The sequence below is a fragment of the Pseudoalteromonas sp. G5_S1_14_S5 genome, assembly GCF_054968605.1.
Genome location: NZ_JBQKUM010000053.1, coordinates 19,466 through 34,595, shown reverse-complemented (window position 1 = coordinate 34,595; position 15,130 = coordinate 19,466). Strand labels below are relative to the sequence as shown.

General features: G+C 45.8%; 14 protein-coding genes. All 14 read left to right on the top strand.

Annotation, left to right across the window (positions count from 1 at the left end; all coding sequences use genetic code 11):
* Window positions 1-280, top strand: a 280-nt coding sequence (locus ACTRWI_RS15755; protein WP_372325231.1) for a flagellin, incomplete at its 5' end; no start/stop codon positions are given.
* A 563-nt stretch (window positions 281-843) separates the two neighbouring features.
* Window positions 844-1,974: a flagellin gene (locus tag ACTRWI_RS15750; protein WP_061033702.1), complete on the top strand. Its 1,131-nt coding sequence runs from the start codon at window positions 844-846 to the stop codon at window positions 1,972-1,974.
* An 80-nt stretch (window positions 1,975-2,054) separates the two neighbouring features.
* Entirely contained in the window at window positions 2,055-2,480 is a 426-nt protein-coding gene (flaG, locus tag ACTRWI_RS15745) for a flagellar protein FlaG (RefSeq protein WP_499132674.1), read from the top strand.
* Window positions 2,481-2,502: 22 nt separating this feature from the next.
* A complete protein-coding gene (gene fliD, locus ACTRWI_RS15740) occupies window positions 2,503-4,530 on the top strand; it encodes a flagellar filament capping protein FliD (RefSeq protein ID WP_499132673.1) in 2,028 nt (675 codons plus the stop codon).
* 3 nt (window positions 4,531-4,533) lie between these two features.
* A complete protein-coding gene (fliT, locus tag ACTRWI_RS15735) occupies window positions 4,534-4,839 on the top strand; it encodes a flagellar protein FliT (protein ID WP_004739828.1) in 306 nt (101 codons plus the stop codon).
* A 12-nt stretch (window positions 4,840-4,851) separates the two neighbouring features.
* On the top strand, window positions 4,852-5,262 hold the full coding sequence (fliS, locus tag ACTRWI_RS15730; RefSeq protein ID WP_008218262.1) for a flagellar export chaperone FliS: 411 nt from the start codon (window positions 4,852-4,854) through the stop codon (window positions 5,260-5,262).
* A gap of 228 nt (window positions 5,263-5,490) precedes the next feature.
* Window positions 5,491-6,957: a sigma-54 dependent transcriptional regulator gene (locus ACTRWI_RS15725; RefSeq protein ID WP_499132671.1), complete on the top strand. Its 1,467-nt coding sequence runs from the start codon at window positions 5,491-5,493 to the stop codon at window positions 6,955-6,957.
* Window positions 6,958-7,141: 184 nt separating this feature from the next.
* Window positions 7,142-8,182 carry a sensor histidine kinase gene (locus ACTRWI_RS15720; RefSeq protein ID WP_394139085.1) on the top strand — a complete coding sequence of 347 codons (1,041 nt, stop codon included), beginning with the start codon at window positions 7,142-7,144 and terminating at the stop codon, window positions 8,180-8,182.
* Between the two features lie 33 nt (window positions 8,183-8,215).
* A complete protein-coding gene (locus ACTRWI_RS15715; protein WP_499132669.1) occupies window positions 8,216-9,625 on the top strand; it encodes a sigma-54-dependent transcriptional regulator in 1,410 nt (469 codons plus the stop codon).
* Between the two features lie 169 nt (window positions 9,626-9,794).
* Window positions 9,795-10,070: a flagellar hook-basal body complex protein FliE gene (gene fliE / locus ACTRWI_RS15710; protein ID WP_499132679.1), complete on the top strand. Its 276-nt coding sequence runs from the start codon at window positions 9,795-9,797 to the stop codon at window positions 10,068-10,070.
* A gap of 16 nt (window positions 10,071-10,086) precedes the next feature.
* A complete protein-coding gene (gene fliF / locus ACTRWI_RS15705; RefSeq protein WP_499132668.1) occupies window positions 10,087-11,829 on the top strand; it encodes a flagellar basal-body MS-ring/collar protein FliF in 1,743 nt (580 codons plus the stop codon).
* Window positions 11,822-12,883, top strand: coding sequence for a flagellar motor switch protein FliG (gene fliG / locus ACTRWI_RS15700; RefSeq protein ID WP_499132667.1), 1,062 nt, complete (start codon window positions 11,822-11,824; stop codon window positions 12,881-12,883). The genes fliF and fliG overlap by 8 nt, the downstream gene beginning before the upstream one ends.
* 125 nt (window positions 12,884-13,008) lie before the next feature.
* Window positions 13,009-13,809, top strand: coding sequence for a flagellar assembly protein FliH (gene fliH, locus ACTRWI_RS15695; protein WP_499132666.1), 801 nt, complete (start codon window positions 13,009-13,011; stop codon window positions 13,807-13,809).
* Window positions 13,809-15,128: a flagellar protein export ATPase FliI gene (gene fliI / locus ACTRWI_RS15690; protein WP_499132664.1), complete on the top strand. Its 1,320-nt coding sequence runs from the start codon at window positions 13,809-13,811 to the stop codon at window positions 15,126-15,128. The genes fliH and fliI overlap by 1 nt, the downstream gene beginning before the upstream one ends.
* The last annotated feature ends 2 nt before the right edge of the window (window positions 15,129-15,130 follow it).

Here is a 15,130-nt window from a genome sequence, read left to right as displayed (position 1 = left end):
AGGCGCACAAGAGTCTGTAGCTGTAATCGATGCAGCACTGAAGTACGTAGACAGCCACCGTGCAGAGCTGGGTGCTTTCCAAAACCGTTTCGACCACGCAATCAGTAACTTAGACAACATTAACGAGAACGTTAATGCATCTAAGAGCCGTATTAAAGATACCGACTTCGCGAAAGAAACGACTCAGATGACTAAGTCTCAGATCCTTTCTCAAGCTTCAAGCTCGATTCTTGCTCAAGCGAAGCAAGCTCCGAACTCGGCACTTAGCCTACTAGGTTAATCGATTAAAAAGCCACGTTGACCAATAGTATTGACGTAAGGCTTCCACAAATTAGCTCGTGGTGAGAGATGAGCGCTAAACAAACCCAGCTTCGGCTGGGTTTTTGCTTTTCTGCGAATGGCAAAGTGTGCTTTAAAGCTTCCAATTAGGGTTGTGGGTAGCAAGCGAGATTCCCTATCACGGTCGTCCCTCCCTCTAGGGAATGACTGATTCAACTATCAACCCTCCGACACCCCAGAAGCGAGTAGAACGAGATATCAGTGTTCTGCTTTGGCTTTTTGTGTGGAATTCCACACTTATAAATGAGTGAAGACAGGAAACTTTAGCGCACATCGGTTGAACAATTGAATGGCGATCACACTTTTCTTTGTTATTGAAAATAATGCGAAAAAAAACACATTTTTTATTAAAGCTTCTAATTAAGACGCCGTTAAAGGGATTGAGAGAAATGATATGTACCAATGTAAGGTGAGAGAGACAGTGGTGCGTAAACAAATTGATATGTATTTGTGTGAGGTGAGAGTCACATGGGTGCATTAAAAAATGCCTAAAGGAGATCAACTATGGCGATTAATGTAAGCACTAACGTGTCTGCAATGACGGCTCAGCGTTACCTAAATAACGCGGCTGAAGGTACTCAAAAATCAATGGAGCGTTTGTCTTCTGGCTATAAAATCAATAGCGCAAAAGATGATGCTGCAGGCTTACAAATCTCTAACCGCTTAACGTCGCAAAGTCGTGGCCTAGATATGGCTGTGAAAAACGCGAATGACGGTATCTCTATTGCACAAACAGCTGAAGGTGCGATGAATGAGTCAACCAACATTCTGCAACGTATGCGTGACCTTTCTCTTCAATCTGCAAACGGTTCAAACAGCAAGTCTGAGCGTGTTGCTATCCAAGAAGAAGTATCTGCTCTAAACACAGAACTGAACCGTATCGCTGAAACAACCTCTTTTGGTGGTAACAAGCTTCTAAACGGTACTTACGGTAGCCAATCTTTCCAAATCGGCGCTGACTCAGGTGAAGCGGTAATGCTTTCTATGAGCAACATGCGTACTGACACTCAAGACATGGGTGGTAAGAGCTACGGTGTTACTGAAGGTAAAGATGCATCTTGGCGTGTAGGTGCTGGTGCTGACCTGACTATCAAATACAACGATAAGTTCGGTGAAGCTCAAGAGCTATCTATCTCTGCTAAAGAAGGCAACGATATTGAAGAGCTAGCAACTTACATCAACGGTCAAAGCCAAGACGTTAAAGCGTCTGTAGGTGAAGGCGGTAAACTACAACTTTTCGCTTCTAGCCAAAAAGTTGAAGGTGATGTTGAGTTTGGTGGCAGTCTTGCAAGTGAGCTAGGTATTGGCGCAGGTAAAGATGTAACCGTAAACGACATCGACGTGACATCAGTTGCGGGTGCAAACGAAGCGGTATCCATCATCGATGGCGCTCTAAAATCTGTAGATAGCCAACGTGCATCTCTTGGTGCTTTCCAAAACCGTTTTGACCACGCAATCAGCAACTTAGAAAACATCAACGAAAACGTAAATGCTTCTAAGAGCCGTATCAAAGATACCGATTACGCGAAAGAAACAACGGCAATGACGAAGTCTCAAATCCTACAACAGGCGAGTACTTCTATCCTAGCTCAAGCAAAACAATCACCATCAGCAGCTCTAAGCTTATTGGGTTAAACTTACCTCGGTAAGAAGCGGTAAACTCCGCTATAAGTGGAGTTTTACTGTTGGCTCATGAAGGAGGGAGGGAGAGTGTTATGGAAATACCATCTAACGCATCGAACATCCAGCCTTATGGCTCACCTAATGGCATTAAAATTGCAAGCGATGAAGGTAGTAGTGCGTCGAGCATTTCACGACTGAAAGAAGCAACCTCTTATGGCAAGGTAGATAAATCGAAAGAAGAAGCTACCGAAGCTGCGATTCAATTAGCTCAAGAGAGAAAAGAGTTAAATGATGAAGAGCGAGTAAAGATGGTGGAGAAGGTAAACGAGTTTATCTCCTCTCTCAATAAGGGCGTTGCTTTTAAGGTCGATGAAGAATCGGGAAGGGATGTGGTGACTATTTATGAAACCACAACCGGCGATATTATTCGCCAGATACCTGATGAAGAAATGCTTGAAATTCTAAGACGCCTAGCAGCCCAAAACTCAAATAGTAGAATATTTGAGGTGAAGGTCTAAGTCGTATTATTGAGGTGGTTTAATGAGTTTTGGCCCAATGGGGATTTCGTCTGGCATGGATATCAATTCCATGGTCAGCAAAATTGTGGATTCGGAGCGTGTACCTAAACAGCAACGAATCGACAATGAAAGAGCGCGAATCGATACCAGCATTAGTGCCTATGGAAGACTCAGAGAATCTCTCGATTCGATGAAAAACCTGATGACAAACTTTCGTCAGGAAAAAGCTTTCGCTGTACGTACAGTAGAAAGTACTGATGAAGCGCTTGTTTCTGCAACCGCGACTACTGAAGCGATCGCTGGCAAATATGCCATCGATGTGTTGCAGCTTGCCCAGAGCCATAAAGTGGCGTCAGATGTCTTGTCTGATGATATGAAATTTGGCCCAGGTAAGCTGCAGGTTTCGCTTGGTGATGATAGCTTTGATGTGCAAGTAGGTGATAGATCGAAGCTAATCGATGTTGTTCGAAGCATAAACGGTGCAGATAGAAACCCAGGCGTTCGAGCATCCATTATTAATGATACCGAAGGCCCTCGACTTATTGTCGCCTCCAACAAATCTGGCGCAGACCAACAGATCAGCATCAATGTAGAATCTGATGCGTCAAATCCTCTAAAAAAACTCGAATATAAAACCCTTGAAGAACGTGTTGAAGCGCTAGAGAAAGCTCGCCTTGCCGCTCAAGAGGTACTTGGTCTCACTCCTGCTGGAAAAACCGTTGATCTTATCGATGAGGCTATCTCTGATGATGACCCGAAAGCTGATCAAGCTGTCGACGAAGGCGGCAATATCATTCCAGGTTCTCAAGCGGACTCAACGTCTCCTATGGAGGATGGTTCTCAAAGCCTTAGCTTCGGTGAACAAGCCGCTGCAGATGGCCAAGCTGCCTTAGACGCCGCTCAAGCGGCAAAATCTGTCATGCCTGAAGACAATATCCCAGGTTGGACGGAAACCGCTTCTGGTACGCTTTTAGATTCTTATTACACACCAGAACTTGAGCTTGATGAAAAAGCGATTGAGAAAGCACCTGATGTTCCTGGTTGGTCGAATACGGCCTCTGGTACCTTGACTGATTCATATGTGACACCGAAAGAAGCCCAGCAGAAGTTAGAAGCAGAGCAAGCGCGTATTGAAGAGAAGATCGCTCAAGAAAAAGCGGATCTGGCCAAGAAAGTAGAAAACGGTGAATTGACCGCAGAGCAAGCGAAAAATATCGAGCGTGCCAAATTAGAGCCTGAAGAGCGAGAGCGCTTAGAGAAAGTCGACAAGGCACAAGCTGATTTGGCGCTTGCTCAGCAGTCTTTCGATAGTTACAGCGGCATGACCGAAGTTCAAGCTGGCCAAGACTCAATGGTCGTTCTGGATGGTGTCGCTCAGCTCTCGAGTAACAACAATGTGATTGAAGATGCCGTTGAAGGCATTGATATTACGGTGAAAGGAAAGACCCCAAAAGATAAGCCACCGGCAGAAATTGGTGTTGAGTACGACCGTAATAGTGTTCGCCAAGACATTGAAGCCTTTGTTAATTCTTACAACCAGTTTTACCAAGTATCCAAAAACTTGGCGGGTGTCGATCCTGCGACCGGACAAAAAGGCCCGCTTTCTGGTGACAGTACGGTCCGTAACGCCGACTCACGATTGAAAGGCGTATTCTCTTCAAGCATCGAAGGGGCACCTGAGAACCTTAAGTCTTTAACAGAGTTTGGTGTTACGACCACCAGACAAGGCTCGTTAGAGATCAACTACGGCATGCTAGACCGACAGCTAAACAATAACTTTGATAAACTGGGCGAGTTCTTTGGCGGTAATAATGGTTTTGCTAAAAAAGTCGAAGATGCTATTCAGGGTATCACCGGCATTACGGGCTCAATCCGTACTAGAGAAAAGAGTTTGGTTGAACAAAACTACCGTTTAGCAGACGACCAAAACGCCTTAGATCGAAGAATGGATAGTCTTGAAAGTCGCACTCACTCTAAGTTCACTGCCATGCAAGATGCAACGAGTAAGATGCAGTCTCAGCTTGGCAGCATGATGAATGCGTTGGGTTAATAGATGACCAGTCAGCTTCAAGAGCTTTGTGAACTAGATCAATTAATTATCTCTAAGCTCGAATTTAGTGAAATTAATGCTGAAGAAATAGCGACGCTTGTCGATAACAGAGAACAGTTATTGCAAAACGTGCTTCAATTCATCGATTCACACCCTGACGTTAAGCAAAGTTCGGAGTGGTTTGAAGCTATTTCGAGAACAAGAAAATTAGTCGAATTGATGCAGTCTGAAACTGGTCGGGTAGGGAAAACCTTGCACAAGTACCGACACGGTGCCAAGTCAGTTCAACAATACAAAAAGTTTTTATAGAAGAGGTTTACTATGCGCGGTTCTTTACAGGCATATAAAAAGGTATCAGTGGATAGTCAGTTAACGGCTGCCTCACCGCATAAGATTGTGCAAATGCTGATGGCGGGCGCGATCGAGCGTTTGATCCAAGGTAAAGCGGCAATGCAAGCGGGCAATATTCCTGTTAAAGGTGAGCGTCTTGGCAAAGCTCTAGATATCATTATTAGCCTACGCAGCTGCCTTTCTATGGACGATGGTGGTGATATTGCGAAAAACCTAGATCAACTTTATGAGTTCATGATCACGCAAATTTCTGCGGCAAATCACAAAAATGACCCTCAGCCTATTGATGATGTTATCGATATTATTCGCGAAATTAAGAGCGCTTGGGACCAAATTCCGAATGAATATCACAACTTGACGTCAGCTGAAGTCGGTATTTAAAGAAAAATTGCTGTTTTAGCCAACCTTAGATCCGCTAATTGGTTGGTTGCCTTATTTTTTTAATCAAATAAAATAGAAGCCATTAGATAGCCTAATGGCTTTTTTCGTTGCTGATTTCATAAATTTGTCCTCGTAAACCATAATCACAGATAGAATTCTAAATTTCATGGATTACGTTGCTCACCGTTTTTCCGCATCGCACCAAAATAAAGGCAATAATTCCTACTTATGCAAGGTTTGGCAAAACTGCTTGTCGTCGACGATAACGCTCAAGACCGTCACAATTTAAGCACAATATTAGAGTTTGTAGGAGAGAGCTGCGAAGTTATCAGCTCTGAACAAGCGCGCAAAGTCGACTGGTCACTACAGTGGACTGGTTGCATTATCGGCTCAATAAAAGGTAATGGCTTCAACGCACTACTGAATGATAGGCTTGTTCACGCGAATCACATCCCTCTGCTTGTGATTGGTAAAAACAACCATCCTGTTGACGAGCTCACCAACTTTGTTGGTGAGCTCGAGCTGCCCCTAAACTACCCCCAGTTAAGTGACGCATTAAGACATTGCAAAGATTTCCTAGGTCGCAAAGGGGTTCAAGTTGTCTCTTCAGCGCTCAAGAACACACTGTTTCGCAGCCTAGTGGGTCAAAGTGCTGGTATTCAAGAAGTTCGTCACCTGATTGAACAAGTCTCCTCTACCGAAGCGAATGTACTGATTCTAGGCGAGTCTGGTACCGGTAAAGAGGTGGTTGCACGTAACATCCATTATCATTCAAAACGCCGCTCTGGTCCGTTTGTGCCAGTGAACTGTGGCGCAATCCCGCCAGACTTATTGGAAAGTGAACTGTTTGGCCATGAGAAAGGCGCATTTACTGGTGCGATTACTGCACGTAAAGGCCGCTTTGAGTTAGCTGAAGGTGGTACGCTATTTCTTGATGAGATTGGCGACATGCCAATGGCTATGCAAGTTAAGCTGTTGCGTGTTCTGCAAGAACGATGCTTTGAACGCGTAGGTGGCAATTGTACTATTCAGGCGAACGTTCGAGTGATTGCGGCAACACACCGTAACCTAGAAGATATGATCGACGATGATTCATTCCGTGAAGATCTTTACTACCGCTTGAATGTCTTCCCGATTGAAATGCCGGCCTTACAAGAGCGTAAAGAAGATATTCCTCTTCTTCTTCAAGAGCTTATGACGAGAATGGAAGCGGAAGGTAGTCTGCCCATCTGCTTTACGCCTCGCGCGATTAACTCTTTGATGGAGCACGATTGGCCAGGTAACGTACGTGAATTGGCGAACTTAGTGGAACGCATGGTTATTCTCTATCCGAATAGCTTAGTGGACGTAAACCACTTGCCAACTAAGTATCGATACAGTGATATCCCTGAATTCCAACCAGAGTTTAATGGCTTTGTGTCTGAAGAAGAGCAAGAGCGTGACGCGTTAGCTGACCTGTTCTCGGAAGATTTTAGCTTCGACCAGCAAGATGATATGACTGACAACGCGAATGCACCTCAGGAATTACCACCAGAAGGGGTTAACCTGAAAGAGCTACTCGCTGATATGGAAGTCAATATGATCAATCAAGCCTTGGAAGCTCAAGGCGGTATTGTTGCTCGAGCGGCTGATATGTTAGGCATGCGCAGAACCACTCTGGTTGAGAAAATGCGTAAATACAATCTGCAGCGTTAGTGTTCTGCTTTTCGAAAAACGAAAAAATAAACACGAAATTTTTAGCTAATCGTTCACTTTAGCTAAGCGATAAGATAAACCATAGTCTAGTTGTTGCTTGCTTAACTATGTGATAGATATAGCAAATAGCCTGATTCGTTTTGTGCGTGTCAGGCTGTTTTAGTATTTGAGGCAAATTTTTGACATGCACGGATCTAACGAACCAGAAAACCAATCACACCTAGATTCTGTTGAACAACAGGTCGAGCGTTACAAGCAAGTGCTCGATGTTATGCCTGCTGGTGTCATCTTGTTAGATACCCACGGTGAGGTAAGAGAAGCAAACCCTGAAGCGCACCGCATTCTTGGCGTCGAGTTAGTTGGAGAGAAGTGGTTTTCTGTTATTCAAAGTGCTTTTGATCCAAAAGACGATGATGGTCATGAGATCTCATTAAAGAACGGTCGAAAGGTACGTTTGGCGATTTCTGCTTCTACCACAGGTCAGCTGATTTTGATTACCGATCTGACCGAGACGCGTTTGCTGCAATCACGGGTTAGTGATCTTCAGCGTTTGTCGTCATTAGGTAGAATGGTGGCGTCACTTGCTCATCAGGTTCGGACACCGCTTTCTAGTGCGATGTTGTATGCGTCAAACCTTGCCGCACCGAATCTACCGCCGGCAACAAAGACACGTTTTCAATCTAAGCTTATGGATAGACTTCATGACTTAGAGAAGCAAGTTAATGACATGCTGTTGTTTGCTAAGGGCGGAGATAACAAGGTGGTGAAACCTTTTACTGTGGCTGAACTCATCACAGAATTTCAGCCAATGGTAGAAGCGGCGTTGAAATCGAACCAAATTGATTACTGCCAAGAAGTGGAAGGCGAACAGACTCAAATGTTCGGCAATGCCAACGCGATTGCCTCTGCTTTAAGTAATCTGGTTTTGAATGCGGTTCAAATTGCCGGCAAAGAATCACAGATAGATGTGTTTTTTAGGCCGGTAAACGGCGAGCTTAAGATATCAGTACAAGACAGCGGTCCTGGCGTACCAAAAGAGCTTCAAGGTAAAATTATGGAACCATTCTTTACCACTCGCTCGCAAGGTACAGGCTTAGGCTTGGCGGTGGTACAGATGGTATGTCGAGCACATGAAGGCCGACTGGAATTGATATCAGAAGAGGGCGATGGCGCATGCTTTACCATGTGCTTGCCTCTAGAAAGAAGCGCTTCTACTGAAGACTAATAAGTTTTAACTGAATTTACACTGGAGAATCCTATGGCTCAAAGCAAAGTGTTAATCGTCGAAGATGATGAAGGTCTACGCGAGGCCCTTGTCGATACACTCGCGCTTGCTGGCTATGAATGGCTAGAAGCAGATTGCGCAGAAGATGCTCTGGTCAAACTAAAATCGAACTCCGTCGATATCGTTGTCTCTGATGTTCAGATGGCAGGCATGGGCGGCTTAGCACTATTAAGAAACATCAAGCAGCATTGGCCGAATCTCCCTGTGTTGTTGATGACAGCTTATGCCAACATCGAAGATGCCGTTGCTGCAATGAAAGAGGGCGCTATCGATTACATGGCAAAGCCATTTGCACCGGAAGTACTGCTAAATATGGTGAGCCGTTATGCTCCCGTTAAGTCGGACGACAATGGTGATGCCATCGTTGCTGATGAGAAAAGTATCAAACTAATGATGCTGGCCGATAAAGTGGCCAAAACTGACGCTAATGTTATGGTTCTTGGCCCAAGTGGTTCAGGTAAAGAGGTGATGTCGCGTTACATCCATAATGCCTCTAACCGTAAAGATGGTCCGTTTGTCGCGATTAACTGTGCGGCAATTCCTGACAATATGTTGGAAGCGACTCTGTTTGGTTATGAGAAAGGCGCATTTACTGGCGCTATTCAAGCGTGTCCAGGTAAATTTGAACAAGCTCAGGGGGGGACTATTTTACTCGATGAGATCAGTGAAATGGACCTTGGCCTTCAAGCTAAGCTACTGCGTGTGCTGCAAGAGCGTGAAGTTGAACGTTTAGGTAGCCGTAAGAGCATCAAACTCGATGTTCGTGTACTCGCGACCAGTAACCGAGATCTCAAGCAGTATGTGTCTGAAGGTAATTTCCGTGAAGACTTGTACTACCGTTTGAACGTTTTCCCAATTTCTTGGCCTCCACTGTGTGAACGTAAAGGTGATATTGAGCCTTTGGCGAAGCACTTGGTTGAGCGCCACTGTACCAAACTTGGCATGCCAGTTCCGGTCATGTCAGCTCAAGCGATCAGCAAACTCGTCAAATATCCGTGGCCGGGGAACGTCCGTGAGCTTGATAATGTCGTGCAGCGTGCCCTGATTCTGAGCGAAGAAGAAAAAATATCTGGTGAGCATATCCTACTTGAAGGAGTCGATTGGCAAGACGCCAGTGGCCTTCAACAGATTGTGGAAGGTAGCGACGTGGCAACGCCAGAGATTAAGCCTATTGCAGAAGCAACTCCGATCAATAAAATCGCTTCAAGCAGTGAAGGGCTGGGGAATGAGCTTAGAGATCAAGAGTATGCGATCATTCTCGAAACTTTGATCGCATGTAATGGTCGACGTAAAGATATGGCTGAAAAACTAGGTATTAGCCCTCGTACATTGCGCTATAAGTTAGCAAAAATGCGCGATGCTGGAATAGATATCCCAAACTAAGTAAAGATTAGTAGTGTCAGCTTTCTGACTAGTGTAATACGATATCTAGTCGTCTTTAGGTATGGCACGCTAATTGCTCTGTCAATAATACAGCAAAATAGACAGTCATAAATTTGACTCCTTGAGGTAATAAATGAGAATAGATGGTCTACAAGGCGAAATGCAGGCAATGATGGTTGAAGCTGCGAGCACGCGCCCTGCTGCGACAGGACAAACGGTCGGTGCAGACTTTGGCAACATGCTGACGCAAGCCATCAACAATGTGAACTCATTGCAAAAGACCTCAGGGGATCTTCAAACTCGTTTTGATAGCGGCGACCAAAGTGTGTCGCTGTCTGATGTGATGATTGCTCGCAATAAATCTAGTGTGGCTTTTGAAGCGACAATCCAAATTAGAAATAAGTTGGTTGAGTCGTATAAAGAGCTTATGAATATGCCGGTATAAGTTGGGTATTTAAGTAGTGGCAGATAATAGTCAAACAACAGATTTAACCGTGAGCGATGGTAACGACCACGCACTCATTGCGGGTGCTGAGCTGGACGGAGAAGGACAAAATCCCGATCTAGGTGAACGTAGTTCATCTAAATTTGATATGGCCGTAGGTGACCTAGATTTACTTCGTCAGGTTGTCTTAGTGCTGTCTATCTCAATCTGTGTCGCGCTTATTGTGATGCTGTTTTTCTGGGTAAAAGAGCCAGAAATGCGTCCATTAGGGGCTTACGAAACAGAAGAATTGATCCCAGTTCTTGACTACTTAGATCAGCAAAAGATCGAATATTCACTTGAAGGCAATACTATCTCTGTACCTGCGAGTGAATATAATTCTCTGAAGCTTAATATGGTTCGAGCTGGCTTGAACCAAGAGACGAGAGAAGGTGATGACATTCTTATGCAGGATATGGGCTTTGGAGTCTCACAGCGTTTAGAGCAAGAGCGCCTCAAGCTGAGCCGTGAACGGCAGTTGGAAGCGGTTTTTGAAGAGATGCAGCCAGTACGCAAGGCTCATGTCCTATTGGCTTTGCCTAAGCAAAGTGTTTTTGTCCGTCATAATCAAGAAGCCTCTGCTTCAGTTTTTCTAACACTTAAAACGGGTACTAACCTCAAGCAGCAAGAAGTCGAATCTATTGTTGATATGGTCGCCAGTGCGGTTCCGGGAATGAATACTTCACGAATAACCGTGACAGATCAGCATGGTAGACTGCTGAGTTCTGGTTCTGAAGACCCAACATCAGCAGCGCGTCGTAAAGAACATGAGTTAGAGCGCAACCAAGAACAAGCACTGCGTGAGAAAATTGACTCTATATTGATTCCTATCCTTGGTTTTGGAAACTACACGGCTCAGGTTGATATTCAGCTCGACTTCAGCGCAGTTGAGCAAACCAGAAAACGTTTCGATCCTAACACTCCGGCAACGCGAAGCGAATACACCTTAGAAGATTACAACAACGGCAACACTGTCGCCGGTATTCCGGGGGCTTTGAGCAATCAGCCTCCATCAGATGCATCTATCCCTCAAGATGTTGCTCAGATGAGAGATGGCGCGATGACTGGTCAGGGCTCTGTTCATAAAGAAGCGACGCGAAACTTCGAATTAGACACCACTATCAGCCACGAGCGTAAGCAGACTGGTACGGTGAACCGTCAAACGGTATCGGTAGCGATTAAAGATCGTCAATCCATCAACCCAGATACGGGTGAAGTGGTGCACACGCCAATCCCTGCTAGCGAAATCAACGCGATTCGCCAAGTACTTATTGGTACGGTCGGTTTTGATGAAAGCCGCGGTGATTTATTGAATGTATTAAGCATGCAGTTCGCACCACAAATCACAGATGTAGTTCCTGATGTACCAATCTGGGAACACCCTAACTTCAATGATTGGGTACGTTGGTTTGCGAGCGCGTTGGTTATTATTGTGGTGGTGTTAGTTCTTGTTCGCCCAGCGATGAAGAAACTGCTTAATCCTGCCGCAGACAACGATGAGCAGATGTACGGTCCAGACGGTATGCCGATCGGTGCCGATGGTGAGACCAGCCTAATTGGTGGTGATATTGAAGGTGGCGAGCTGTTTGAATTTGGTTCAAGCATTGACTTACCGAACCTTCATAAAGATGAAGACGTGCTGAAAGCAGTACGTGCACTTGTAGCGAATGAACCAGAGCTAGCAGCTCAAGTAGTTAAGAATTGGATGGCAGATGGCTAACGAAATTATTCCACAACAAGCTGAAGGCGGTGAAGTGCTTGATGTTTCAAGTGTGGATATCGGCTCTATCTCAGGTGATGAGCGCGCTGCGATCTTATTGCTAAGTTTGAATGAAGAAGACGCGGCCGGCATTATTCGCCACCTAGAACCTAAGCAGGTTCAACGTGTGGGTAGTGCAATGGCGCGAGCTACGGATCTATCTCAGGAGAAAGTCGGCGCTGTGCACCGTGCTTTCTTAGATGATATTCAGAAGTACACCAACATCGGTATGGGCAGTGAAGATTTCATGCGTAATGCATTGGTGGCTGCTCTTGGTGAAGACAAGGCCAACAACCTTGTTGACCAAATCCTTTTGGGAACCGGTTCAAAAGGCTTGGATTCTCTTAAGTGGATGGACCCTCGTCAGGTGGCAAGTATCATCATCAACGAGCACCCGCAGATTCAAACCATCGTTTTGTCTTACTTAGAAGCCGATCAGTCTGCTGAGATTCTGTCTCAGTTCCCTGAACGTGTACGTCTAGATCTGATGATGCGTATTGCCAACCTTGAAGAAGTTCAACCTTCGGCGCTTGCTGAGTTGAACGAAATCATGGAGAAACAATTCGCGGGTCAAGCTGGTGCCCAAGCAGCCAAAATTGGCGGCCTGAAGGCTGCGGCAGAGATCATGAACTACATGGACAATAACGTAGAAGGTGTCTTGATGGATCAAATCCGTGATCAAGACGAAGACATGGCAACGCAGATTCAAGATCTTATGTTTGTCTTTGAAAACCTTATTGAAGTGGATGACCAAGGCGTTCAGAAACTGCTACGTGACGTACCACAAGACGTTCTCCAGAAAGCACTTAAAGGTGCTGATGAAGGCCTACGTGACAAGATCTACAAGAACATGTCTAAACGTGCTGCCGATATGATGAGAGACGATATTGAGGCGATGCCGCCAGTGAAAGTTTCTGACGTAGAAGCTGCTCAGAAAGAGATTTTGGGTATTGCGAGGAAGATGTCAGACAGTGGCGAGATTATGCTGTCTGGTGGCGCCGACGAGTTCCTTTAATATAGAAACCTCAACAGCCCCTCACCATTGGGGCTTTTATTTATCCAACCTCGAACCACAGATTAATTACAGTTTAACGGCCTGAATTTAAAAGCAGTTGGACTCACTCAGAAATAGGTACTGATATGTCAGGTGATAGAAAACGCGGCTTCCTTCGCCCTGAAGAAGATAATACGGTTGCCCAACCTCAGAAATGGGGGCTACCTGATTACACCTCTGATGTGAGTAAACAAGCCAAAGAAACGGCGTTTAACTACGATCCGGGTTGGATGCCAACGGTTGAAGAAGCGATCGAAGAAGAAGAGCTAATTCTGACCGAAGAACAAATCGAACTGATCAAGCAAGGCGCTTACCAAGAAGGTCTGCATCAAGGTCAGGAAGCTGGCTTCAAGCAAGGTTATGAAAAAGGTAAAGAAGAAGGCTTCGCCGCAGGTCATGCCGAAGGTAATGAAGTCGGCAAGCTCGAAGGCGTTAGCGCTGGTCAAGAGTATATTCAACAACAAGTTGCTATTTTTATGGGGCTCGCGAATCAATTTGCTCAACCTTTAGAGCTGATGAACGCTCAGGTTGAAAAGCAGCTGGTGGACATGGTGCTAACCATGGTTAAAGAGGTGGTGCACGTTGAAGTTCAGACCAATCCACAAATCATCCTAGATACCGTGAAAGAGTCAGTAGAGTCGCTGCCGATCTCTGGTCACGCTATTACGTTGAAGCTTAATCCAGAAGACGTCACGATCATTTGCTCTGCATATGGGGATACTGAACTGGACTGCCGCAATTGGACATTAGTTTCAGAGCCTGCGCTCAACCGTGGCGATGTCCAAATTGAAGCGGGTGAGTCGAGTGTGAATTATCGAATGGAAGAGCGTGTGAAGAACGTTATCCAGAGCTTCTGTGGTGCTAATCGTCATCAAGGTCATGCGTAATGCTTGAGTTAGCGAATCGTCTCAGCCAATACAAAGTTGCAGGACTAAAATCACGTCCCGTTGCCTCTGGTAAATTGGTGCGGGTAGTCGGACTAACCCTTGAAGCAACTGGCTGTAAAGCCCCGATCGGTAGTCTGTGTTTAGTTGAAACCATGTCTGGCCAGATGGAAGCTGAGGTCGTTGGCTTCTCAGGTGATAACCTGTTTCTGATGCCGAGTGAACAAATCACAGGGATTTTACCCGGTGCTCGCGTCACTCCTATGACTTCTGAAAGTGGTATTCCGGTGGGTATGGAATTGCTCGGCCGTGTTATCGACGGTGTGGGTAACCCACTGGATGGGCTTGGTCCTATCTTTACTGAGCAACGCGCATCATTCAGTGCCGAGCCGATTAACCCTCTGGCACGAAAGCCAATTTCTGAACCACTTGATGTTGGCTTGAAAGCGATTAACGGCCTGCTGACGGTCGGTAAAGGGCAACGTATCGGTCTGTTCGCCGGTTCTGGTGTCGGTAAATCCGTAACACTAGGTATGATGACTCGAGGTACCACAGCGCAAGTGGTTGTGGTGGGCTTAATCGGTGAGCGTGGACGTGAAGTAAAAGAGTTTATCGAAGAGATTCTTGGTGAAGACGGCCGCAAGCGATCGGTTGTGGTTGCTGCGCCTGCCGATTCATCACCTTTGATGCGATTGAAAGGCTGTCAAACGGCGTTAACGGTGGCGGAATATTTCCGCGACCAAGGCTTAGATGTTTTGCTCCTGATGGACTCACTGACCCGTTTTGCACAGGCTCAGCGTGAAATCGCACTCTCTGTTGGCGAGCCGCCAGCAACCAAAGGTTATCCGCCATCGGTATTTGCTAAGTTGCCAGCGCTGGTTGAACGTGCGGGTAACGGCAATGATGAGCAGGGCTCGATCACCGCTTTCTTTACTGTGCTAACCGAAGGCGATGATTTACAAGATCCAATCGCCGATGCTTCACGAGCGATTCTTGATGGCCACGTTGTGTTGTCACGTGAAATGGCAGATGCGGGTCATTATCCTGCGATTGACGTTGAGAAGTCTGTCAGCCGTGTAATGCCTCAAATCACCACCGAAGAACATGTGTTGATGTCGAAAGCCGTAAGACAAGTGCTTTCTATCTGCCGTAAGAACCAAGACTTGGTGTCGATTGGTGCTTACAAGCCGGGTACCGATCCTGCGATTGATAGCGCCTTCACCTTGAAACCGAAGTTAGATGAGTACTTGCAGCAGAAGATGAAAGAAACAGTGCCATACGACATGTGCGTCAACATGTTGAAACATGTATTGGGTGGCTAATA

What these genes read in the sequence shown, in the direction of transcription:
- fliD (WP_499132673.1), top strand. Translation starts at nt 2,503, where the DNA reads ATGAGTTTTGGCCCAATGGGGATTTCGTCTGGCATGGATATCAATTCC.
- fliI (WP_499132664.1), top strand. Translation starts at nt 13,809, where the DNA reads ATGCTTGAGTTAGCGAATCGTCTCAGCCAATACAAAGTTGCAGGACTA.
- ACTRWI_RS15720 (WP_394139085.1), top strand. Translation starts at nt 7,142, where the DNA reads ATGCACGGATCTAACGAACCAGAAAACCAATCACACCTAGATTCTGTT.
- ACTRWI_RS15715 (WP_499132669.1), top strand. Translation starts at nt 8,216, where the DNA reads ATGGCTCAAAGCAAAGTGTTAATCGTCGAAGATGATGAAGGTCTACGC.
- ACTRWI_RS15750 (WP_061033702.1), top strand. Translation starts at nt 844, where the DNA reads ATGGCGATTAATGTAAGCACTAACGTGTCTGCAATGACGGCTCAGCGT.
- fliG (WP_499132667.1), top strand. Translation starts at nt 11,822, where the DNA reads ATGGCTAACGAAATTATTCCACAACAAGCTGAAGGCGGTGAAGTGCTT.
- fliE (WP_499132679.1), top strand. Translation starts at nt 9,795, where the DNA reads ATGATGGTTGAAGCTGCGAGCACGCGCCCTGCTGCGACAGGACAAACG.
- flaG (WP_499132674.1), top strand. Translation starts at nt 2,055, where the DNA reads ATGGAAATACCATCTAACGCATCGAACATCCAGCCTTATGGCTCACCT.
- fliH (WP_499132666.1), top strand. Translation starts at nt 13,009, where the DNA reads ATGTCAGGTGATAGAAAACGCGGCTTCCTTCGCCCTGAAGAAGATAAT.
- ACTRWI_RS15725 (WP_499132671.1), top strand. Translation starts at nt 5,491, where the DNA reads ATGCAAGGTTTGGCAAAACTGCTTGTCGTCGACGATAACGCTCAAGAC.
- fliT (WP_004739828.1), top strand. Translation starts at nt 4,534, where the DNA reads ATGACCAGTCAGCTTCAAGAGCTTTGTGAACTAGATCAATTAATTATC.
- fliS (WP_008218262.1), top strand. Translation starts at nt 4,852, where the DNA reads ATGCGCGGTTCTTTACAGGCATATAAAAAGGTATCAGTGGATAGTCAG.